Origin of the sequence: Sulfuricaulis sp. (assembly GCF_049587675.1) — a bacterium.
In the GTDB taxonomy this organism is placed as follows: Bacteria; Pseudomonadota; Gammaproteobacteria; order Acidiferrobacterales; family Sulfurifustaceae; genus Sulfuricaulis.
In genome coordinates, this window is record NZ_JBAVEJ010000234.1 from 1 (window position 1) to 21,761 (window position 21,761).

The 21,761-nt window shown below is 60.9% G+C and carries 19 protein-coding genes and 1 pseudogene; 12 read left to right on the plus strand and 8 right to left on the minus strand.

Features of this window, described 5'->3' with window-relative positions:
- From moaC to WB402_RS12175, 3 genes are all read left to right on the plus strand, one after another.
- Window positions 1-516: a cyclic pyranopterin monophosphate synthase MoaC gene (gene moaC / locus WB402_RS12165; RefSeq protein WP_424208218.1), complete on the plus strand. Its 516-nt coding sequence runs from the start codon at window positions 1-3 to the stop codon at window positions 514-516.
- Between the two features lie 67 nt (window positions 517-583).
- Window positions 584-784, plus strand: coding sequence for a YgaP family membrane protein (locus WB402_RS12170; protein WP_424208220.1), 201 nt, complete (start codon window positions 584-586; stop codon window positions 782-784).
- A 169-nt stretch (window positions 785-953) separates the two neighbouring features.
- Complete coding sequence (locus WB402_RS12175; RefSeq protein ID WP_424208222.1) at window positions 954-4,478, plus strand: FAD-dependent oxidoreductase; 3,525 nt, start codon at window positions 954-956, stop codon at window positions 4,476-4,478.
- Between the two features lie 614 nt (window positions 4,479-5,092).
- On the opposite strand, the gene WB402_RS12180 is transcribed toward WB402_RS12175, so the two are convergent.
- On the minus strand, window positions 5,093-5,293 hold the full coding sequence (locus tag WB402_RS12180) for a DUF2905 domain-containing protein (RefSeq protein ID WP_424208224.1): 201 nt from the start codon (window positions 5,291-5,293) through the stop codon (window positions 5,093-5,095).
- Complete coding sequence (locus tag WB402_RS12185; protein WP_424208226.1) at window positions 5,290-6,447, minus strand: patatin-like phospholipase family protein; 1,158 nt, start codon at window positions 6,445-6,447, stop codon at window positions 5,290-5,292. The genes WB402_RS12180 and WB402_RS12185 overlap by 4 nt, the downstream gene beginning before the upstream one ends.
- A gap of 246 nt (window positions 6,448-6,693) precedes the next feature.
- On the opposite strand from WB402_RS12185, the gene WB402_RS12190 reads away from it, so the two are divergent.
- Together WB402_RS12190 and hflD are read left to right on the plus strand one after the other, a co-directional pair.
- Window positions 6,694-6,954: a metal-sulfur cluster assembly factor gene (locus WB402_RS12190; protein ID WP_424208228.1), complete on the plus strand. Its 261-nt coding sequence runs from the start codon at window positions 6,694-6,696 to the stop codon at window positions 6,952-6,954.
- A gap of 106 nt (window positions 6,955-7,060) precedes the next feature.
- Window positions 7,061-7,720 (plus strand): high frequency lysogenization protein HflD, encoded by a 660-nt coding sequence (gene hflD, locus WB402_RS12195; protein WP_424208230.1) that lies wholly within the window; start codon window positions 7,061-7,063, stop codon window positions 7,718-7,720.
- Between the two features lie 4 nt (window positions 7,721-7,724).
- Here the strand turns inward: hflD and WB402_RS12200 are convergent, their stop codons facing one another.
- Entirely contained in the window at window positions 7,725-8,276 is a 552-nt protein-coding gene (locus tag WB402_RS12200) for a response regulator transcription factor (RefSeq protein WP_424208231.1), read from the minus strand.
- Window positions 8,273-9,556: an ATP-binding protein gene (locus WB402_RS12205; RefSeq protein ID WP_424208233.1), complete on the minus strand. Its 1,284-nt coding sequence runs from the start codon at window positions 9,554-9,556 to the stop codon at window positions 8,273-8,275. Before WB402_RS12205 ends, WB402_RS12200 begins: the two co-directional genes overlap by 4 nt.
- Window positions 9,557-9,911: 355 nt before the next feature.
- Between WB402_RS12205 and WB402_RS12210 the strand changes: the two genes are divergently transcribed.
- From WB402_RS12210 to WB402_RS12235, 6 genes are all read left to right on the plus strand, one after another.
- Window positions 9,912-11,993, plus strand: a complete 2,082-nt coding sequence (locus tag WB402_RS12210) for a TonB-dependent receptor (RefSeq protein ID WP_424208235.1) — start codon at window positions 9,912-9,914, stop codon at window positions 11,991-11,993.
- 32 nt (window positions 11,994-12,025) lie between these two features.
- On the plus strand, window positions 12,026-13,258 hold the full coding sequence (locus WB402_RS12215) for an exo-alpha-sialidase (RefSeq protein ID WP_424208237.1): 1,233 nt from the start codon (window positions 12,026-12,028) through the stop codon (window positions 13,256-13,258).
- Entirely contained in the window at window positions 13,255-13,758 is a 504-nt protein-coding gene (locus tag WB402_RS12220) for a TlpA family protein disulfide reductase (protein ID WP_424208239.1), read from the plus strand. Before WB402_RS12215 ends, WB402_RS12220 begins: the two co-directional genes overlap by 4 nt.
- Window positions 13,755-14,372, plus strand: coding sequence for an energy transducer TonB (locus WB402_RS12225; protein ID WP_424208241.1), 618 nt, complete (start codon window positions 13,755-13,757; stop codon window positions 14,370-14,372). Before WB402_RS12220 ends, WB402_RS12225 begins: the two co-directional genes overlap by 4 nt.
- 46 nt (window positions 14,373-14,418) lie before the next feature.
- Complete coding sequence (locus WB402_RS12230; protein WP_424208243.1) at window positions 14,419-15,384, plus strand: hypothetical protein; 966 nt, start codon at window positions 14,419-14,421, stop codon at window positions 15,382-15,384.
- A 111-nt stretch (window positions 15,385-15,495) separates the two neighbouring features.
- Window positions 15,496-17,391 carry a potassium transporter Kup gene (locus WB402_RS12235; RefSeq protein WP_424208245.1) on the plus strand — a complete coding sequence of 632 codons (1,896 nt, stop codon included), beginning with the start codon at window positions 15,496-15,498 and terminating at the stop codon, window positions 17,389-17,391.
- Window positions 17,392-17,411: 20 nt separating this feature from the next.
- Here the strand turns inward: WB402_RS12235 and WB402_RS12240 are convergent.
- Window positions 17,412-17,519: pseudogene (locus WB402_RS12240) on the minus strand (hypothetical protein); the annotation flags it as partial.
- 184 nt (window positions 17,520-17,703) lie between these two features.
- Here WB402_RS12240 and WB402_RS12245 point away from each other — a divergent pair.
- A complete protein-coding gene (locus tag WB402_RS12245; protein WP_424208247.1) occupies window positions 17,704-18,261 on the plus strand; it encodes an ORF6N domain-containing protein in 558 nt (185 codons plus the stop codon).
- Window positions 18,262-18,333: 72 nt separating this feature from the next.
- Here WB402_RS12245 and WB402_RS12250 read toward each other — a convergent pair whose 3' ends face one another.
- The 3 genes from WB402_RS12250 to WB402_RS12260 form a co-directional block, all read right to left on the minus strand.
- Entirely contained in the window at window positions 18,334-19,158 is an 825-nt protein-coding gene (locus tag WB402_RS12250) for a hypothetical protein (protein ID WP_424208249.1), read from the minus strand.
- 181 nt (window positions 19,159-19,339) lie between these two features.
- On the minus strand, window positions 19,340-20,773 hold the full coding sequence (gene gatB, locus WB402_RS12255) for an Asp-tRNA(Asn)/Glu-tRNA(Gln) amidotransferase subunit GatB (protein ID WP_424208251.1): 1,434 nt from the start codon (window positions 20,771-20,773) through the stop codon (window positions 19,340-19,342).
- A partial coding sequence (locus tag WB402_RS12260; protein WP_424208253.1) for an amidase family protein occupies window positions 20,773-21,761 on the minus strand: 989 nt, incomplete at its 5' end. The genes gatB and WB402_RS12260, both read right to left, overlap by 1 nt.

Genomic DNA, 21,761 nt, shown 5'->3' on the forward strand with positions numbered 1-21,761 from the left:
ATGACAAGACGAACGGAGCGCCAGCGAAGTAGGGCTACATTTACGACTAAGCTCACCCACCTCAAGTCATCCGGCGAGGCACACATGGTGGACGTGGGCGGAAAAGACGTCACGGCTCGCGAGGCCGTGGCCGAAGGGCTGATCCGCATGCAGCCGGCAACGCTCAAGCTCATTGTCGAGGGCGGGCATAAAAAAGGCGACGTGTTCGCGGTCGCGCGCGTGGCCGGCATCATGGCGGCGAAAAAAACCGCGGAACTCATCCCGTTGTGTCACGCAATTCCCCTGACTTCCGTGGACATCGAGTTGACGCCGGATGAAATGCGGGCCGCGGTATTTTGCCGCAGCACGGTACGTACGCAGGCCCGGACCGGCGTGGAAATGGAAGCGCTGGCGGCGGTAGAAATCGCGTTGCTGACTATTTACGACATGTGCAAGGCCGTGGATCGCGGCATGACCCTGACCGATATCGGTCTGGTCTCCAAAACCGGCGGTAAATCCGGCAACTGGCGTCGCTGATTTGTGGCGGCAGTGCCATCGCGCTACGCTGGTTATCCAGTAACCCGCATATTCCAAGGAGGTATCCATGGAACAAAACATTGGCAGCGTGGACAAGGCGCTTCGCATCGTCGTCGGTCTCGCCTTGCTGAGCCTGCTGTTCATTCTGGAAGGTAATGCACGCTGGTGGGGATTGATCGGCATAGGACCGCTCCTGACCACGGCTTTAGGCTGGTGTCCGGCCTATACCCTGATCGGCGTCAACACCTGCAAAACCAAAAAATCCTGACGCCGGCGTCGGTGGAATGCGGTGCGCGGGAGATTCCCGGAATTCTCCCGCGCCATTTCCTGATTTTTTCATGCAATCCTGCGCGCGAGGACATACAATATGTGCTCGTCGGCTTCTGACAGAAATTTCCGGCGGAAAAATTTACTGAATCCCGGATACCGAGTTTTTCATGTCGCTACCTGAATCAACGCCGACACTGGCGCTGAACCACGGCCTCAGCTTCGCTGAGCTTTTCACCCCGGAAGGTCTCCAAAAAATCGATGGTCTGTTCCTGGAGCGGCTGCACGCGCGTGACGCCAAGGCGCACGACGCCCTGATCGATTGGCGCGAGGGCCGCGCGAAGCTCACACCGCTGCAGGTCAGCGAACTGCTGCTGACCTGCGGACCGGTGCTGGACAATTTCATCACCGGCCTGTTCGGCATCAAAGAAACAATGGAGGCCGCGCAACAGCGGACGCTTACCCACGACCCGGTGTTTCATTTCAAGAAATTCTTCGTGCAACGCCGCGCGCGCCGGCGCCTGGTGAAGAAAGAGGAATTTGAAAGTTTCGCCGAGCTGGACCATTGGCTCGCCTCCGCCCTCAAGCAAGCGGGGCTCGATGCCGCTGACCGCGAGCTGGCGGTCGCGAAATACGGCGAAGCGCTGCTCCAGGACGACAAGGCGAATGCCGAAGCCGTCGAAAAGCTCACGCGCTGGTGCCTGCGCGCCCTGACCGTCCCGGAAGGCAAAGCCGCGGTGAAAGGCTGGGTCAGCTTCCGCCTGCCGGAAGGGATCGATCACCAGAAGCTGGTCCCGATCGTGCCGCTCCACGACGATGCCGGGCGCGTCGCGGGGCCGCCCGAGCATCTGCGCGCACGCGACGGCTTCAAACTTACCGACCTGCGTATGAATGCGCGGGAGGTGCAGAACGAAATCCATTACTGTATCTACTGCCATGACCACGACGGCGACTTCTGCTCCAAGGGTTTCCCGGAAAAGAAGGGCGAGCCGGACAAGGGGCTCAAGGTCAATCCGCTGGGGGTAACTCTTACCGGCTGTCCGCTGGACGAAAAAATCTCCGAGATGCATAGCCTGAAAAAATCCGGCTGCACCATCGGGGCGCTGGCGATGATCACGGTGGACAACCCAATGTGCGCCGCCACCGGGCACCGCATCTGCAACGATTGCATGAAGGCCTGCATCTACCAGAAACAGGACCCGGTCAACATCCCGCAGGCCGAGACGCGCATCCTCACCGACGTGCTCGACCTGCCGTGGGGCGTGGAGATCTACGACCTGCTGATCCGCTGGAACCCGCTGCGTCCCAGGCAATCGCTGCCAAAGCCGTACAACGGGCTCAAGGTGCTGGTATTCGGGATGGGTCCGGCGGGTTTCACGCTCGCCCACCACATGCTGATGGAGGGTTTCGCCGTGGTCGGCGCGGATGGCCTCAAGATCGAACCGCTGCCCGAGAAGCTGGTGCGTGAACCGATACGCGATTACACCGACCTCGAGGAGGCGCTCGACACCCGCACCATGGCGGGGTTCGGCGGCGTCGCGGAATACGGCATTACCAACCGCTGGGACAAGAATTTCCTCAAACTCATTTATCTCTCGCTCGCGCGCCGCCCGCACTTCCAGGTATTCGGTGGCGTGCGTTTCGGCGGCACCCTGACGGTCGAAGACGCCTGGAAACTCGGCTTCGATCACATCGCCATCTGCATCGGCGCGGGCCTGCCGCAGGCACTGCCGGTGCCCGGCAGCCTCGCCCCCGGCATGCGCCAGGCGAACGATTTCCTCATGGCGCTGCAGCTGACCGGCGCGGCCAAGCACGCGAGCCTTGCCAACCTGCAGGTACGTCTGCCGGCAGTGGTGATCGGCGGCGGTCTTACCGGCGTGGACACCGCCACCGAAATCCAGGCGTATTACATCGTGCAGGTCGAAAAGATGCTCGAGCGCTACGAGACGCTCGTCAAAGCGAAAAGCGAAAAGGCGGTACGGACCGGGCTCGATGAAGGCTCGGCGGCGATTCTCGATGAATTCCTCGCGCACGGTCACGCGGTGCGTGCCGAACGCGAACACGCGAAACAGGCCAGGACAGCGCCCGATTTCACGAAACTGATCCGCCAGTGGGGCGGCGTCACCATCGCCTATCGCAAGGGCTTGAACCAGTCGCCCGCCTACACCCGCAACCACGAGGAAATCATCAAAGCCTTCGAAGAAGGCATCTACTACGCCGAGGGCCTCGATCCGAAAGAGGCGCGTGTGGACAAGCACGGTCAGGTGGAAGCACTGGTGACCAGGCGACTGCGGCCCAATGCAGACGGCAAGTGGATGGAAACCGGCGAAGAGGTGGTGATTCCGACGCGCGCGATTCTGGTCGCCACCGGCGCGCGCCCGAACGTGGCCTACGAATTCGAGCACAAGGGTCACTTCCTCAAGGAACGCGGCCACTACCAGACTTATCATGACGTCAACGGCAAGCTCGAACCGATACCGGTCGCGGCACATTGCAAGATGGACGACTTCGGGCCATTTACCTCGTATGGCGCGGACGATCGCCGCGTGAGTTTTCTCGGCGACACCCATCCGGTGTTCCATGGCAGCGTGGTCAAGGCAGTTGCCTCGGGGCTGCGCACCTATCCCAAGATCGTCGCGGCACTCGGGGACAGGGTGGATCAGAAAGGGGACGCCAGAGAGTACCGGCATTTCCACTCGACCATGGACGAACTGCTGGCCGCGCGCGTGGAATCGGTCAAACGGCTCACGCCATCGGTGGTTGAGATCAGCGTGCGTGCGCCCATGGCGGCGAGACGATTCAAGGCCGGCCAGTTCTTCCGGTTACAGAATTTCGAGACACTTTCCGCGCTCGTGGGCGGCACGCGCTTGCAGACCGAGGCGCTGGCCATGACCGGCGCGCGCGTGGACACGGTTGAGGGCACGGTGTCGCTCATGGTAATCGAGCGCGGCGCGAGCTCGCGCCTGGTCGCGACCCTCAAGCCCGGGGAGCCGGTGGCGCTCATGGGTCCGACCGGCGTGCGCGCGACGATTCCCGGTGGCGGCGAAACCATTCTTTTCGTCGGCGGCCGCCACGGCGTGGCGCACGTGCAGTCCACCGGCAAGGCGCTGCGCGAACATGGCAATCGCGTGCTGTTCGTGGGTTGCTTCGACACCGCGCAGGATGTCTTCTGCCAGGATGAAATCGAGGCGGCCGCCGATGCGATCCTGTGGGTTACCGGTAACGGCGTCGCCATCAAGCCGCGCCGGCCGCAGGACCGCGCGGTCACGGCACCGGTACTGGACGCCATCGTGCAATACGCCTCGGGCAAACTGGGTGAGATGCCGATCAAGCTGGAAGATGTCACGCGTCTGCAGGTGGTCGGCAGCAACCGGCTGGTGCGCCTTATTCGCGATGCGCGGGCGAAACAATTGGCGCCGTATCTCACGAAAAAACCGGCGACCACCGCCTCGATCAACACGCCGATGCAGTGCTGCCTGAAAGGCGTGTGTTCGCAATGCCTGCAGTGGCAGATCGATCCCGCCACCGGCAAGCGAACCAAGGCGGTGTTCGGCTGCTCATGGCAGGACCAACCACTTGACGTCGTGGATCTGGATAACCTCGACGAGCGGCTGTCGCAGAACCGGGTTCAGGAACATCTGACCAATCAGTGGCTGGATTTCTTGCTCGAACGCCATAATGTAGCGCGCGTGTAAACCGGCTCGCCGTCACTCAGGCGGCGGATGTTGAGCCGGCTTCGCCGGCACTCAAAAGCTAATTGCGGGTGGCTCCGCCCCTGCACCCTGGGTTCCTTTCTCTTGCTTGTCCAAGAGAAAGGAACCAAAGAGAAGGACACCCGGTCGCTTCGCCGCGCCAACATCGCGCGGTCCCCTGCGCGCCTCGCTTCAGCCGGGCGCTCGCCTAACTCGCCGGGCGCTGAACAACGCGCCTCGGGCTCGATCAAAAGTCTCGCGAAAACTCCCGGCCTCGCTCGGTGCTCGGCTCGCTCCGACGGGGTTAGAGCAAAACACCTCTGACCTTCGCTTGGAGATGTTTTCAGATCCCCGTAGCCGCCGCCGAGCATCGCAGCCCGAGCGGGGGTTGTTAAGCGAGCACCTGTTCGAGCAAAGGCGCGTTGTGTGCGCCTTGCGAGTTGCGCAGCGCCCGCTCGGGCGAGAAGCGCAAGGGGTAGTCGGCGGCTCCGGGGCGTGCTTTCTTTTGGTTCCTTTTCTTTGCACGAGCAAAGAAAAGGAACCTGCCGTGGGTCAGCCACCCACAAGTACAATTCTTATTCGACAATCGCGCGTAGCGCGCTCAAAACGAGTCGCACCTACTTTCGGAACAACCAGACGAGCAGTGACAGAACCAGGCTGACGATAATCGTGGTGGTGAGTGGAAAATAAAACCGGAAATTCTCGCGCTCGATCACGATATCCCCGGGCAACCGCCCTAACCCGAGCTTGACGAGCCACGGCCAGGCGATACCCACGATGACGAGAATAACACCCAGCGTGACCAGAAATCGCGTCATGCGGATGACGTTTCCAGAAACCGCAGTATCTCCTCGCGACGATGCATGGCGTCATGGTATCCCAGATCGATCAACTCCCGGCAATAGGGTTTCTCGAACAGCAAGTAGCTGACCAGATTCGAGCCGTTGCGGTTGAAAGCGCCAAGTCCGCGCAGCAGGAAGCGGATCGACCATGGGAGGTGATGGGCGTGTCGCGCAGCGATTTTTTCCAGGTCTTCGCTCGGTGAAATCACGAGCACATCGACATTGCGCAGGGTAACACCGCTTTCGCGCAGGTGGTGCGCCGGAATGAGGCTGATGGTTTTGTTAATGCGCTGCAGGCGTTCGAGATCCGCCTCGAGACTGTCGAGAAAAATGCTGTTCAGCACGTGACCGGCGATCTGGGCGATCGAAGGATATTCAGCGGTCTCGCCACGCACCATCGCGAAGGAATCCTCCTGGCGCACGCCGACCACGAGCACGCGATCCGCACCCAGGTGTAGCGCCGAGCTGATGGGCGCCATCTGGCGCATGGAACCGTCGCCGAAATACTCGCGGTTGATCTTCACCGCGGCGAACACGAACGGAATGGCGGACGAAGCCATGAGATGATCGAGCGTGATAGTGGCCACGCTGCCCACGCGCCGTGCGCGTTTCCACATCGTCAGCGACGGTGTCCCCTGAAAAAAGGACACGGACTGGCCAGAGCTGTAGCCCGAAGCGGTGACGCTCAAGGCATGCAGAGCGCCGGCATTGATGGATTCCTGGATTTTGGCGAAGGGCATGGTGCGGTACAGCAAGCCACGCAGTGGGGTGCGGTCGAGCAAGGCGTGTGGGTTGCGCCGTCCGAGTCCAGCCGCCACCATGGCCAAGAACCAGCGCAGGCCGTTCGTCATCACGCCGGGGACATCGGCGCGGAATACCTGATCCACGTGAAAATTCTGCCACACGTGGACGAGACGCCGCACGCCTTCGTGAAACCGCGTGGCGTAGATGGCGAGGGTGGTGGCGTTTATCGCCCCCGCCGAGGTGCCGCTCAAGATGGGGAACGGGTTGGGACAATCCGGCGGAAGCATCTCGGCGACCGCCTTGAGCACGCCCACCTGATAGGCCGCGCGCGCGCCGCCGCCGGCCAGGATCAGCCCTACCTTGGGTTTGTCCGCAATATCCGTCATGGCGCTGCCGCGCGGGGTCCTTGTTGTTGACGATGTGCGGATAGCGGCGATGGCCTGCCGTGATCATTTATATCCGACATCTTTGCTTCATTATTATAGTCAACCTCGGTCAGGGCCATGCCTGACGATCCGAACCGTCCGTCCAGGCGCCATACTCGCTATGTTGAGGCCAACCATCGGGTATGCGGTACAGCCGCGGCACGATTTGCTAGACTTTGCCCATCGCGTTCAGAAAAGGTCGTCCCGATGAATTTACCCGTCACCGAAACCATGATCTATGACGCTCTCAGGAAGGTCATGGATCCGGAATTGAGACATAACATCGTCGAACTGGGTTTCATCCAGGAGATCGACATTGTCGATGACTATGTGCATCTTGATATCCAGCTCACCACGCCCAATTGCCCCTACGCCGACACTATCGTGGCGCAGATCAAGCACGCCGTGGAAGGCGTGCAAGGTGTCAAACGCGTCGAGGTCGAACGCGCCTGCATGAAAGAGCTTTAATCGCTGTTCCAGCCGGTGCCGGCAACTGGCGGCGTATTCGTCATTGTCTGGCGAAATCCCCACCCCCTAAACTTGGCCCCGGTTATCCGCATCAAAGCCGCCGTCCATGAACAGCTCGTTTACTGATCGAACACTCGCCCTCGCGGGGCTGTTTCAGTCCGCGCGCCTCGCGCAAGAACTGGCGCGCGAAGGGCGTACCGATACCTCCGCTTTTATCACCAGCATTCAGGCCCTGACGATGATTGATGCTCCCAGCACCGACGCGGTGTACGGCGGGGCGCAGGGCGTGGCAATTGGCCTGGACCTGTTGCGCAACAAGCTGGGCGGGGTCACCGACACCGGCGATGTCGAGATCGCCAAATACGTCATTTCCATGATTCACCTCGAGGGCCAGCTACGGCGGCACTCGGAAATGCAGAACGCCGTCCGGCGCGGCATCGAGGCGATCCAGTCGCAGATGAAATTCTTCGAGGCGGAGAAAAACGGCGAGGCGGTGCATCCGCGGCTCGTTGAAAAGCTCGCGGAACTCTACAGCCAGACGATCAGTACGCTCACGCCGCGCATCATGGTCAATGGCGAGCACGGCCACCTGAGTAACCCGCTGATCGCCGCCAAGGTGCGCGCAGCCTTGTTCGCCGGCATTCGCTCGGTGTTTCTGTGGCGCCAGCTCGGCGGCAACCGCTGGCAACTGTTATTGAGCCGGAAAAAAATCGCGGGCGAGGCAGCGAAAATTCTCGATGGCCTGCGCGTAGCGTCGACGAATTAGCCGGCTATTTTCGCGACGGGCGCTTGGCCAGCTTGCGCTGCAGCGTGCGCCGGTGCATGCCGAGGCGGCGCGCGGTTTCGGAGATATTACCGTCGCTTTCCGCCAGCACCTTCTGGATGTGCTCCCATTCCAGACGAGAAAGCGGCAATGGTTTGGTCTCCACCGGCACCGCGGCGTTGCCGCTGTCGCGGCTGAACGCCGCGACAATCTCATCGGCGTCGGCAGGCTTGGCGAGATAATGCGTGGCGCCAAGCTTGATTGCCTCAACCGCGGTGGCGACGCTCGCAAAACCGGTGAGCACCACGATCCGGGTATGCGCGTCCAGCGCCTTGAGCTTTTTGACCAGCTCGAGACCTGAGGGGCCGGGCATCTTGAGGTCGATCACGGCGAATTCGGGCGCATCGCCTTCCGCCGCGGTCAGTCCTTCACCGACATCATGCGCCACCCTCACGGCAAATCCGCGCCGATCGAGTGCCGCCGACAATACCTGGCAGAAGGTGGCATCGTCGTCGACCAGCAACAAGCTTGGCTTATCCGCCGTGTTCTCCGTGTTCATGCCGATTCCTCCACCCGCAGATTGGACAGCGGCAGGGTAAGTCGGGTGCAGACGCCCCCGCCCTCGCGATTATACAAACGCACGCTGCCGCCGAATCGGTTCAGGGTGGCATGCGCCAGAAACAGGCCAAGACCGAGCCCCTCCCCTGGCGCCTTGGTGGTGAAAAACGGCTGGCCGGCGGCCTGTTCGGCATCGGGTGTCAGACCCGCGCCGCGATCGCAGATTTCCAGCGCCAGCTCGTGCTCGTCCCAGCGCGCGCTGATCTCGATATTGTCCGGCGAGGCATCCGCGGCATTGTTGAGAATATTCACGATCGCCTGAGTCAATGTCTGTTCCGCCACGATCAGCGGCGACGGCCGCGGCCCGTCGAACCGGCGTTGCGCTCGTACGCCCAGTCGTATCGCTTTCCAGTCGCGCAACAGTTTTTCCAGATAGTCTTCCAGCGGCATGCTTCCGCCGCCCTCGGCGCGGGCAGCGCCGGCGGAGGCCGACAGCGTCGCGAGGATGGATTTGCAGCGGTCAATCTGCACGCGCAACACGTGCAAACTCGCGCGCAGCTCCGCGGAACCGCCGGCATCCTGCTCCAGCTCCTTCGTCAGTACCGCCATGGTGGAAAGTGGTGTGCCCAGCTCGTGCGCCGCGCCCGCCGCCAGCGTGCCGAGCGCCAGGATGCGCTCATTGCGCAGTTCATCTTCGCGCATCCGCGCCAGCAACCGGTCACGGCTGCGCCGTGTCTCGGCCATGTTCACGGCAAACCAGGCGATCAATCCCGCGCTCAGCAGGAAACCAAGCCACATGCCCATCACATGCATGCCGAAGTCGTCACCGTGCATCTCGTGACTGTGGGGCAGCGGGATATAAAAAAACATCAATAAGGTGTAACAGGCCATGGTCACAGCCGTCATGGCCCAGGTGTAACCCGCGGGCAACGCAGCCGCGGTCAGCGCCAGCGGCAGGAGGTAAAGAATGACGAAGGGGTTGGTGGAACCGCCGCTGAAGTAGAGCAGCGCGGTCAGCACCGCAACATCGAGCGCCAGATGGATAAACAGTTCGTTCTCGCCCACCGACCACGGGCGCTGCATCCGCAGCCAGGTCAGGAAATTCAGCAGCGCCATGGCGGCGATGATGGCCATCAGCGGCCGCAAAGGCAGGGCCATGTGCAGCGAGGTCACAGCCACCCATACCGCCAGGAACTGTCCAGCCAGCACGATGCAGCGCAAAACCACCAGACGCCGGAGGTTGATGGCGGATGAGGAAGACAGTGATGGGACGGGGTTCATCTGGCATTTGTACTTTAACGGCATTTTACCAAGGGAGCGAATTCTCAAAGTCTATCCGTGGACTGCGCCCTGGACCTTCGAGCGAAGCGGGACAGCGCAGCGATGAAGGGGCTGCGACACAACTTTGCGTGGAGCAAAGTTGGACGGCCGAAGGCCGGTCCCGGAGCACGAAGTGCGGAGGGGTCGCACCCAAGGAGGGGTGCGACAAAATGTCGCGCGGCAATATACCGCATTCATCCGCCCAGAAACGCAAGGTAGGATGCCAGAAAAATCAATACATGACGTATCCACTGGGAGAAAACAGAATATGCGACTCACTTCGTCTTTGATTCCCTTTTTTCTTGCTGCAGGGGCCGTGGTACAGGCAGCGGAACCCGTCGATGGCACGACGACCCATCTCGAAGAAGTAACCGTCACCGGCACGCGCGAAAAACAATCTCTGTCCGAAACCCCGTCGTCGGTGGGAATCATCAAGGGCGAGACGCTGCAAGAAAACAAGCCAACCCATCCTTCCCAGGTGATAAGCCAGGTCCCGGGAGCGGCGGTGGCCGTCACCAACGGCGAGGGACACACCACCTCCATCCGCCAGCCGTTCACCACCGCGCCGGTCTATCTTTTCCTCGAAGACGGGATTCCGATCCGGTCCACCGGGTTTTTCAATCACAACGCGTTGTATGAAATCGACATCCCCCAGTCGGGGGGCGTTGAGGTCATTCGCGGTCCGGGCACCGCGCTTTACGGTTCGGATGCGATCGGCGGGGTGGTTAACGTATTGACGCGTACGCCGCCGACCCAGGCCGAGGCTACCGTCTCCGGCGAGGCCGGCAGTTTCGGCTGGTGGCGCTTGCTGGCCGACGGCGGTAACGCCTCGGGCAACGATTCCTGGCGCGCGGACCTGAACCTGACGCATGCCGACGGCTGGCGGAATTCGACCGATTACGACCGCCAGAGCGGCGTCGCGCGCTGGGACCGGGCCGTCGACGCCAATGCGGTACTCAAAACCGTTTTCGCCTTTTCACTGATCGATCAGCAGACCGGCGCGAATTCGCCGCTGACGCGGAACGATTATTACGACAACCCGACGAAAAACTATCTCCCGATCGCCTATCGCAAGGTCAATGCGTTTCGTCTGTCGAGCGCGTACGAGGGCGAGTCAGGGAACGATTTGATATCGATCACGCCCTACGTGCGCGACAACAGCATGGACCTGCTTCCCTCGTACACGCTCAATTTCGATCCGACGGTATTCACGGACGAGAACCAGTCGTTCGGCGTCATGGCGAAATGGCGCCGGGATTTCCCGGAGGCGATGCGGGCGCGACTGATCGTGGGGACGGACGTGGATGTCAGCCCGGGCGGGCACGAGGAGGACGCGCTCAACGTCAACACGACCGGGAGCGCGCCGTCCCGGCAGTTCAACTCCTACACCACCGCGGCCCGCGTTTACGATTACGATGTCACATTCCGGGGTGTCTCGCCGTACGTTCACGGCGAGATCTCGCCGTCCGAAAACTGGCGCATCATCGGCGGCCTGCGCTACGACTATCTGACCTACGACTTCTCGAATCATTTCGGGGGCAGCCCGATACAGGTTCCCGCGTATGGATTCGTCGGCACGCGGTATTACGGCCAAGCCGGCGATACCGATGTCCACTTCAACCATCTCAGTCCGAAACTCGGCGCTACCTACGCGCTGGACAGCGACACGCACGCGTTCGTCGCCTACAACCACGGCTTCCGCGTGCCGTCCCAAAGCCAATTGTTCCGGCCGTCGTTCGGCAGTTCCGCGGCGGCGGCTGACGCGCTGATGCAATCGGCCCTGGGGCTCAAACCCATCAAGGCCGATCAGGTGGAACTCGGTCTTCGCGGCGCGGCCGGAAAGGTTACGTACGATGTGGCGATCTACGATCTGAAAAAACGCGACGACATCGTCTCGCAGCGCGATCCCGTCACCACGTTCACCCAGACGGTCAACGCCGGCAAGACCGATCATCGCGGCCTGGAGGTCGGTGCCGGCACGCCCATCGCCGCCGGCTTCCGGGTCGATGTCGCCGCCACGTACGCCCGACATACCTATACGGATTGGGTCACCACCACCGCGAACTTCTCCGGCAAGGACATGGAATCCGCCCCGCGCGAGATCGCGAACACGCGCCTGACGTGGCAGCCGGCGAGCAAGGGCCCGCGGGTGCAACTTGAGTGGGTGCATCTCGGGTCGTACTGGCTGGATGCGGCGAATACCCAGAAGTATCCGGGCCACGAACTGTTCAATCTGCGCGCCAACTGGCCGGTCGCCGGCGATGTTTCCGTCTTCGGCAGTATCTACAACCTGGCGGACCGGCGCTACGCCGACAGCGCGTCACTGTCGAACAACCAGCAGGTGCTGTCGCCAGGCCTGCCGCGCTCATTCTACGCGGGCGTTGAAGTAAAGTGGTGAATCGAGCCTGGACAGCGATCAAACGGGTCTGCATGGGCCCGATCGCCTTGTTGGTTGCAGCGCCGCCACGTCGCGTGGCGGCGCTGTTCGTTTTGTTTCCGGTGCTGGCGATCGCCGCGCAAGATCCCGGCGCACACGGTCCGGGGGCGGAACATCAGGCCCACGCCAAGCTTTCCCTGGCAACGGGTGTCGCCTTCGATAAAAACGGCCGCCTGTGGCGCGTATCAACGGAAGAGCAGTACGTGATCGTGCGCTATTCCGACGACAAGGGCCGCCATTTTTCGTCTCCCGTGCGCGTCAACGCCGCGCCGGAACGCATCGCCGCCGATGGCGAGAACCGCCCGACGATCGCCTTTGGCGCGGGCGGCGAGATTTACGTCTCCTGGACCCAAAGCATGGAGCAAGCCTATGCCGGGCACATACGCTTCAGCCGTTCGCGCGACGGCGGCCGCACGTTCTCCGCGCCGATTACCGTCAACGACAACCGCGATCCCATCAGTCACCGTTTCCAGGCCATGACGGTGGACCCGCGCGGAAACATTCATCTCGTGTGGCTCGACCGGCGCGATCAAAGCATCGCAAAGACCCGGGGTGAAAATTACACCGGCATCGCCGTTTATCATGCCGTCTCCAGCGACCAAGGCTCGAGTTTTTCCGCGAATGACAGGATTGCGGATCACTCTTGCGAGTGCTGCCGCATCGCGCTCACCCTGGACACGGACGGCACGCCGGTCATTTTCTGGCGGCATGTCTTCGGCAACAATATCCGCGATCACGCCCTGCAACGTCTCGATGGCCAATCTGCGCTGATACGCGCAAGCCGCGACGACTGGGCAGTGGATGCCTGCCCGCATCACGGCCCGAGTCTTTCCATCGGGGCCGACGGCGTCTATCACCTTGCTTGGTTCACCGGCGCCGCGGGACACATCGGACTCTATTATTCACGCTCCGCCGACCGCGGCGGACATTTATCCTTGCCCATGAAATTCGGCAACAGCGAGGCGCAGGCGGCGCATCCGCAGGTGCTGAACCTGGGCCAGGACACGTGGCTGGCATGGAAGGAATTCGACGGCCGTGACGCCGTTGTCCGCAGCATGCGCTCGGCCGACGGCGGGCGGTCGTGGTCCGCGGTGTTAACACTCGCCACGGCCTCCGGGGCTTCGGATCATCCCCTGCTGATCTCCGATGGCGCGAACATTTATCTCTCCTGGTATGCGGCCAAGGAAGGCTACCGCCTGATCGAAATCAGGAAGGAGAAAACATGATCGCGCGCCTCCGGCATGCGGCGACGATGGCTTGCCTTGGCATGGCGTTGTCGGCTCCGCTGGCCGCCCAGGAGATCAAACCCTTTGAATCCGGAAGCCTGGAGAAAATCGTCACGGCACACAAATCCCGTCCGTTCGTTCTCGCTTTCTGGTCGCTTGCCTGTCCGCCTTGCCGGGACGAGCTGGCGCTGCTGGGCGACGTTTTCCAAGGCGAGTCGGCGCGCGATCTGGTTCTGGTTTCTACCGACACGCCGGAGGAATCTGCGGCGATCGCGACGGTGCTCGCACAGCGTCGTCTCGCCGTCGTTGAGGCGTGGGTGTTCGCCGATGCCTTTACCGAACGCCTGCGCTACGGAATCGACCGGCAGTGGCAAGGCGAACTGCCGCGCACCTACCTGTACGGCGTCGATGGAAAGATCCAGGCGGTGAGCGGCAAGCTGTCGCCGCAACAACTCCGGCAATGGATCAAGCGACAGACAGCATCGGCGAAACGTCCATGACGCCGAACCTGACCGCTTCCCTGCGCGAGATGCCGCCCGCCACGCTAACGGCTTTCGCCGTGTCGATCGCGGCGCATATGAGCGTCCTGCTGTGGTTCGGGCCGGGTTCGCTGCACGCGCCGCAGCTTGCCGCTTTTAAGCCGATCGAGGTAGCGCTGATCGGTGAAGCAGCGCCGACATCGAGTCTGAAACCCATCGCGATGCCGAAGATCAGCCACAATCCCGTCAGCCAGGCAGCCGCGCCCAAAACGGAACAGCACAGCACCACCGCTCCCGACACCGCCCTGGCGCCCGCCGCGAAGAGCAGCGAAGAGCCGCTGGTGAAATCGCGCTATGACGTCCGCTCGCTCAACAACCCCAAGCCGCCCTATCCGTTTGCCGCGCGACGGAATAGCATGGAAGGCAGCGTGGTGCTGCGCGCGTATGTGCTCGAAGACGGGCATTGTGCAGAAGTGAAACTGATGACAAGCAGCGGACATGACTTGCTCGATAACTCCGCCTTGCAGACCGTGAAGCAGTGGCGCTTCGTTCCGGCGACGCGCGGCGGAGTCGCTGTCGCCTCGTGGGTGGAGATACCGATAACGTTCAGGCTTCAAGACACATCGTCCCTATGAGTTTGATTAATTCCAATAATCTACAATTCACAATAAAGGCAACAACGTGAAAAGAAATATTCTATTGGCCTGTGCCGTGACGGTTCCCTTCGGTCTGTCCGTTTCGCTATCGGCGCACGCCAGTTGCGGCGCGGCTTTCTGCACGCTTAATACTCACTGGGAAAGCCAGGGCGTGTGGACGGAACCTGGTCTACGTGTGGATCTGCGTTACGAGTATCTCAAACAGGACCAGTTACTCGCCGGACGCCATAAAACACAGCCAGAGGGTGTTCCCGACACCCACGACGAAATTCAAACATACAACCGCAATCTGTTCATGGGGCTGGATTATTCATTCGATCAGCATTGGGGCGGATCGTTGCAACTGCCCTGGATCAATCGCCAACACGTTCATATCCACAACGATACGCCGCCTGAAACCGAGACCTGGAAATTCGACGAGATGGGAGACGCCCGCGTTATCGGGCGCTACCAGTTCTCGCCCGATGCCGATAACCATGCCGCATGGGGCGTGACTGCGGGATTGAAATTGCCTACGGGTGAGTTCGACAAAACCAACGCGGAAGGGGTGCCGGCCGAACGCAGCCTGCAACCCGGTAGTGGCACGACAGATTTATTGTTTGGGGTATACACAAACTCGCTCATGCTTCTCGGCGACCGGCCGGCGCGAAAGTTTTTTCAAGCTAACGTTCAGTATCCCGCCAATGCCCGTAACGACTTCCGGCCCGGAAATATCTATGGACTGGATGCAGGGGTTACTTATCAAATGCTGAGCGCCTGGTACGGAATGCTCCAACTCAATGGACAAATCAAGGATCGTGATCGCGGACCCGCAGCAGAGCCGGCTGAAAGTGGCGGGAGTTTTGTGTGGCTGAGCCCGGGCCTGAGCTATGCCGCCACCCACCGCGTGCGGGCTTATGGCTTCGTCCAACTACCGCTCTACCAGCGCGTCAACGGAGTACAACTCACGGCCTCGTGGGCCGCCTCACTGGGAATCACAACAAATTTTTAGCCGTGTTTAGCTGATATTATGGGCTGTCTTGGCACGTCCCTTGCGCGGTTGCGAGGCCGATGACAAGAGAGTAACGTGCGCGCGCATTCGCCCCCTCACGGGAGACTCGGATTGGAAAACAACAATAGCGAAGCGCACCCGCAGAAATCCTCCACCGCCGGACTCACCCTGCTTGCCCTCGGCGTCGTTTACGGCGACATCGGCACCAGCCCGCTCTACGCCGTCAAGGAAACCTTCGCCCCGGCGCACGGCATTGCCCTGGGCACGGAGAACATCCTCGGCGGGCTCTCGACCATTTTCTGGTCGCTGATAATCGTCGTCACGCTCAAATATGTGACGCTCATCATGCGCGCCAACAACAGGGGCGAGGGCGGAATCATGGCGCTGCTCGCGCTCGCCTCCTCCGCGGTCAAGGACCAGCCGCGCTGGCGCACGTTGATCCTCGCGCTCGGCGTGGTCGGCACGTCCCTGTTCTACGGCGACGCCGTGCTCACGCCGGCGATCTCGGTGCTCTCTGCCGTCGAGGGGCTCGAGGTCGGTACTCCGGCATTCAAGCACTACGTGATCCCGATCGCCGCGATCGTGCTGGTGACACTGTTCGCGTTCCAGCGCCACGGCACGGCGGTCGTCGGCGCGTTCTTCGGGCCGGTCTGCGTGCTGTGGTTCCTCGCCCTCGGCGTGGTCGGGATAGGCAACATCGTTCATAACCCGGTGGTACTGTACGCGCTCGACCCGTTGCACGCGCTGCGCTTCGTCACCGGGCACGGATTTGCCTCGTTCGTGGTGCTAGGTTCGGTGCTGCTCGCCTTCACCGGCGCCGAGGCCCTGTACGCCGACATGGGGCACTTCGGCAAGCGCGCGGTGCGTCTCGCGTGGTTCGGCCTGGTGCTGCCGGCGCTGGTGCTGAATTACTTCGGCCAGGGCGCGCTGCTGATCGCCAATCCACAGGCGATCAGTAACCCGTTCTACCTCGCTTACCCGGATTGGGCGCTGTATCCGATGATCGCGCTCGCGACCGCGGCCACCGTAATCGCTTCGCAGGCCACGATCTCGGGCGCCTACTCGATCACCAAACAGGCGATACAGCTCGGCTACCTGCCGCGCATGAATATCCAGCACACCTCGGCGAAAGAGATGGGGCAGATATATCTCCCGGCCGTGAACTGGATTCTGCTCGCCGCCGTGATCGCCGCCGTGGTCGGATTCGGCTCGTCCTCCCGGCTGGCCTCGGCCTACGGCGTGGCGGTCATGGGCACGATGCTGATCACCACCTTTCTCACCTTCTTCGTGATCCGCTACAACTGGGGTTACAGCCTGTGGCTGTGCCTGCTCGCCACCGGTTCTTTCATCGTCGTGGACCTGGCGTTCTTCTCCGCCAGCCTGCTCAAGGTCTTCGACGGCGGCTGGTTTCCGTTGGTGATGGGCGGAGCGGTTTTCACTCTCATGGTCACCTGGCGGCGCGGACGCGAGATCCTGCTGGCGCGGCTCAAACAATCTTCGGTGCCGCTCGACATGTTCCTGGAATCGCTGATGCGCCACCCGCCGCTGCGCGTGCCGGGCACCGCGGTGTTCCTGACCTCGACGCCGGGCGCTGTTCCACACGCCCTGTTGCACAACCTGGTGCACAACAAGGTGCTGCACGAGCGCGTGGTGTTCCTCACCGTGGTCATCAGGGACGTACCCTGGGTGCCGCCGAAGGAACGCGTGAGCATCGAGGATCTGGGGAACAACTGCTTCCAGCTCAGCGTTTACTTCGGCTTCAAGGACCGGCCCGACGTCATGCAGGCACTCGAGCAGTGCCGCGAGCACGAGCTGGAATTCCGCCCGCTTGAGACCTCGTTTTTTCTCAGCCGCGAGACCGTGGTCGCGAGCATCCGTTACGAAGGCATGGCGCTGTGGCGCGAACGCCTGTTTTCCACGATGGCACGCAACGCCGGCAGTCCGGTGGAATATTTCAACCTGCCTACGAACCGGGTGATCGAACTTGGCACGCAAATCGAAATTTGATGTCGCGGCGCCCAAGCGCTGAGCTTTTGCTTAAGCAGTTCGTTAACCTGGGCGGGATTGGTCTTGCCCTGCGTCGCCTTCATCACCTGCCCGACGAAATAGCCGAACAGCGCTTCCTTGCCAGCGCGTCGGTCGCAGGGCTACCTGCACCAGGCTTGCCAACTATATAAACCGGCTACAGTATGTCTTTTGCGACGCAACCAATATAGTGCTCAACGACAAACTCAACATGATACCGAACCGTGGCATGTACCAGGTGAAACGGAAAACAACTGTTGGACCGCATTGACCCAAAGCTCGAAAGGAAAAATCTTGTCCGGTAAAAACAGGCCAGCGCTTGCGCAAATCGGGCTTATCGAGGGGCGCATTCTGGTGATCCGCGGGCAGAGAGTCATCGTCGATGCTGACCTGGCCGAGCTTTACGGGACATCAACCAAGTCGCTCAATCAGGCGGTGCGGCGCAACCGTGACCGTTTCCCGGGCGATTTTGTGTTTCAACTGACGGGCAAAGAGAAGGCCGAGGTGGTCACAGTTTGTGACCACCTCAAAAAGCTGCGGTTTTCCAGCACATTGCCTTATGCATTCACCGAACACGGGGCGATCATGGCGGCGTCGGTATTGAACAAACCCCTGGCGGTGGAAGTCAGCGTTTACGTCGTGCGCGCGTTTGTGCGGCTGCGCGAGATGTTGATCTCAAACGCAGAGTTGGCGCGCAAGCTGGAGCGCTTGGAACACAGGCTCGAACTGCACGACGGCAAACTGACCACCCACGACGACGCCATCGCCACCGTCCTGTCGGCGATCCGTGAGCTAATGACACCGCCAGAGCCGCCGAAGAAACGCCGGATCGGTTTTATTCAGGATGATTGAGGTGAATCAGTCCGGGATAGCCATGAATAAAGGTAGCGTCCCTTTTCTTTCGGTTGAATTGTGATGTCCCATTCAGCTTCCCCCAAGCGGCTTCATTTTCTCAATCGCAGCATCAATTTTTTGGCAGATTTCTATGGCAAGCGTCCGTGTGTCCTGCGCAAAATGTTTTAGGTTCGGCGCATACTTCTCCAGCCTGATGGTATCTCCTGGATGCTTGAACAGGATCGCCCGCATTACTTCTACGCCTTGCAACTGCTGCCAAAGCTTGAACAGCGACACGAGCAACTGGTCGTCGCAATTCACTGGTTCGCTCAGATACAACTCTATCCCTTGAATGAACATCGGTTGAAAACCGGGTTTGCCTTCAAGTTGATATTCATCAAGAGTAGCGATAATGAATCGAAGAGCCGAACGGAGACCGAGTAATCGTGCCCTTGCATTTGCATCACTCTGCAACGTCGCCCATTCGTTGAGGGCTTCGAGCCGCTCGCCATCAAGGAAATGCACGTTGTCGCCGTAGTGCTCCCGTCCTAACCCGCTCAACAGGTACTCCTTCGCGCCCTCGGTTATCTCACCGCTGTTAAACACATATACTGCTGAAACGTGGCACTCTCGAGGAGAGTCTGATCGTTTGAACGGCTTGGCAAACGCTTGTCGCACTTGGCTGAGCAAATCGTCAACGGATTTACCTTGTTTGATTTTCTTCTCATGCTTCACCTGTGCGGCATAGTGCCTCATGCCGCCCAGACGGTGGAGTTCCGAAAAGACAAAGTCTTTGCCAAATTCCTGTGTGCCGTGCTGCTCTGAGACGCCATAGTACCCGAGCCTGTTAAGCAACGGTTTGACGAAATTCTCGCGAAATTCGGCCTCGTCTTTGAACTGTTCGTAAAGCAACATACGATTAGGGACTAACGTGTTGCTGTGTTGTGCCGCGCCGCCGCCGCAACAACGGGAAACGGCACGTTGTCCCCGGCGTCGGCACAAACAACGTGTTAGAATGGCTTGAAGTCATTTTTGGTATCTCCTCATCCTTGCCTTTTCCCGAAGGGAGAAGGGTGTTGACTTTTTCAACAAACCCTCAGGCGTTAAGTTTTTTTCTGAGCAGCTCGTTGACCTGGGTGGGATTGGCCTTGCCCTGCGTCGCCTTCATCACCTGGCCGACGAAATAGCCGAACAGCGCTTCTTTCCCGGCACGGTATTGCTCAAGCTGCTTGGGATTCTTGGCGATGATCTCGTCGATAACCTTCTCGATCGCGCCGGTATCGGTGATCTGTTTCAGTCCCTTCTTCGCGATCACGGCATCGGCATCGCCCTCGCCGTTCCACATGGCCTCGAACACTTCTTTCGCGATCTTGCCGGAGATGGTGTTGTCGGCGAGGCGCTTGAGCAATCCCGTCATCATGCCGACCGTGACCGGTGAAGCACTGATGTCCTTGTTGTCGCGGTTAAGGAACGCCGCCAGTTCCCCCGTGACCCAGTTGGCCGCGATCTTGGGGTCAGAACCGGACTCACGCACCAGCTGTTCGTAGTAATCCGCCAGCTCGCGTGACGCGGTCAACACGCCCGCGTCGTAGGCATTGAGGCCGTAATCCTTCATGAAACGCGCGCGCTTGGCGTCCGGCAGCTCCGGCAGGGTTTTTTCCACGCCACGGATAAAATCCTCGGTGATCACCAGCGGCGGCAGGTCGGGATCGGGGAAGTAGCGATAGTCCATCGCCTCTTCCTTGCTGCGCATCGAGCGCGTGACGTCCTTATCGGAGTCGTACAGGCGCGTCTCCTGCACGACTTTCCCGCCGCCCTCGAGCAGGTCGATCTGGCGCTCGACCTCGAATTCGATGGCCTTCTCGACGAATCGGAACGAATTGATGTTCTTCAATTCCGCGCGTGTGCCGAATTTTTTCTCGCCCTTGGGACGCACCGATACGTTGGCGTCGCAACGGAACGAACCCTCCTGCATGTTGCCGTCGCAGATTTCAAGGTAGCGCACCAATTCGTGCAGCTTCTTCAGGTAGGCCACCGCCTCCTTCGACGAGCGCATGTCGGGTTCGGAGACGATTTCCAGCAGCGGCGTGCCGGCACGGTTGAGATCGATGCCGGTCATGCCGTGAAAGTCTTCGTGCAGTGATTTGCCGGCGTCCTCTTCCAGATGCGCGCGCGTGATGCCGATGACTTTTTCCACGCCGTCCACGTCAATCGTGACCTGGCCCTTGGCTACGATCGGCAGCTCGTACTGGCTGATCTGGTAGCCCTTGGGCAGGTCCGGATAGAAATAATTCTTGCGCGCGAACACCGAGCGGTGATTGATGGCCGCGCCGATGGCGAGCCCGAACTTCACCGCCATGCGCGCGGCTTCCTTGTTGAACACCGGCAGCACGCCCGGTAGCGCGATATCCACCGCGCACGCCTGCGTGTTCGGCTCGGCGCCGTATTTCGTGGCCGCGCCCGAGAACGCCTTGCTCTTCGTCTGGAGCTGGGCGTGGACTTCAAGACCGATGACGGTTTCCCATTCCATCAGCCAAACCCCTTCGGCATGCGCTGGTGCCAGTCCGTCACCTGCTGGTAGCGGTGCGCGGCGTTGAGCAGCCTGGATTCATTGAAATACTGCCCGATCAGCTGCAATCCCACCGGCAGGCCATCGGGGGCGAAGCCGGCGGGAATGGACATGCCCGGCAGGCCCGCGAGATTCACGGAAATCGTGTAAATATCGCTCAGATACATAGCCACGGGGTCATCGCTTTTTTCGCCGATCTTGAACGCGGTCGTGGGGGTGGTGGGGCCCATGATGACGTCGCAAGACTCGAAGGCCTTGCGGAAATCCTCGGCAATCAGGCGGCGCAGCTTCTGGGCCTTCAAATAATAAGCATCGTAATAGCCGGCGGACAGCGCATAGGTCCCGATCATGATACGGCGCTTCACCTCGGCACCGAAACCTTCGGCGCGGGTTTTGCAGTACATATCGAGCAGATCGGTGTAATCCTTGGCGCGGTATCCATAGCGCGCGCCGTCGAAACGCGACAGGTTCGACGACGCCTCGGCCGGGGCCAGGACGTAATAACAGGGAATCGCCAGCTGGCTGTTGGGCAGGCTCACCTCGACGACCTGTGCGCCGAGCTTTTTGTATTCGGCAATAGCGGTCTCGATCACCTTCGCCACCTCGGAACTCAGGCCCTTGCCGAAATATTCCCTGGGCAGTCCGATGCGCAGCCCCTTGATGTCGTCATTCAGCGATTTGGTGTAATCCGGCACCGGCGCGTCCACCGAGGTCGAATCGCGCGGATCGAAGCCGGCCATGACGTTCAACATCAGTGCCGCGTCCTCGGCGGTGCGGCACATCGGCCCGCCCTGGTCGAGACTGGAGGCAAACGCGATCATGCCGTAGCGCGACACGCGTCCATAACTGGGCTTGAGCCCCGTCAGATTGGTCAGCGACGCCGGCTGGCGGATGGAACCGCCGGTATCGGTGCCGGTCGCGGCCGGCGCCAGGCGCGCGGCCACGGCGG

Bases quoted from the DNA above. Each gene is read 5' to 3' on its own strand.
- WB402_RS12205 (WP_424208233.1), bottom strand. From the start codon at position 9,556: ATGAACCCCGTCCCATCACTGTCTTCCTCATCCGCCATCAACCTCCGG.
- WB402_RS12225 (WP_424208241.1), top strand. From the start codon at position 13,755: ATGACGCCGAACCTGACCGCTTCCCTGCGCGAGATGCCGCCCGCCACG.
- WB402_RS12200 (WP_424208231.1), bottom strand. From the start codon at position 8,276: ATGAACACGGAGAACACGGCGGATAAGCCAAGCTTGTTGCTGGTCGAC.
- WB402_RS12250 (WP_424208249.1), bottom strand. From the start codon at position 19,158: ATGTTGCTTTACGAACAGTTCAAAGACGAGGCCGAATTTCGCGAGAAT.
- moaC (WP_424208218.1), top strand. From the start codon at position 1: ATGACAAGACGAACGGAGCGCCAGCGAAGTAGGGCTACATTTACGACT.
- WB402_RS12175 (WP_424208222.1), top strand. From the start codon at position 954: ATGTCGCTACCTGAATCAACGCCGACACTGGCGCTGAACCACGGCCTC.
- WB402_RS12190 (WP_424208228.1), top strand. From the start codon at position 6,694: ATGAATTTACCCGTCACCGAAACCATGATCTATGACGCTCTCAGGAAG.
- hflD (WP_424208230.1), top strand. From the start codon at position 7,061: ATGAACAGCTCGTTTACTGATCGAACACTCGCCCTCGCGGGGCTGTTT.
- gatB (WP_424208251.1), bottom strand. From the start codon at position 20,773: ATGGAATGGGAAACCGTCATCGGTCTTGAAGTCCACGCCCAGCTCCAG.
- WB402_RS12185 (WP_424208226.1), bottom strand. From the start codon at position 6,447: ATGACGGATATTGCGGACAAACCCAAGGTAGGGCTGATCCTGGCCGGC.
- WB402_RS12220 (WP_424208239.1), top strand. From the start codon at position 13,255: ATGATCGCGCGCCTCCGGCATGCGGCGACGATGGCTTGCCTTGGCATG.
- WB402_RS12215 (WP_424208237.1), top strand. From the start codon at position 12,026: ATGGGCCCGATCGCCTTGTTGGTTGCAGCGCCGCCACGTCGCGTGGCG.
- WB402_RS12180 (WP_424208224.1), bottom strand. From the start codon at position 5,293: ATGACGCGATTTCTGGTCACGCTGGGTGTTATTCTCGTCATCGTGGGT.
- WB402_RS12170 (WP_424208220.1), top strand. From the start codon at position 584: ATGGAACAAAACATTGGCAGCGTGGACAAGGCGCTTCGCATCGTCGTC.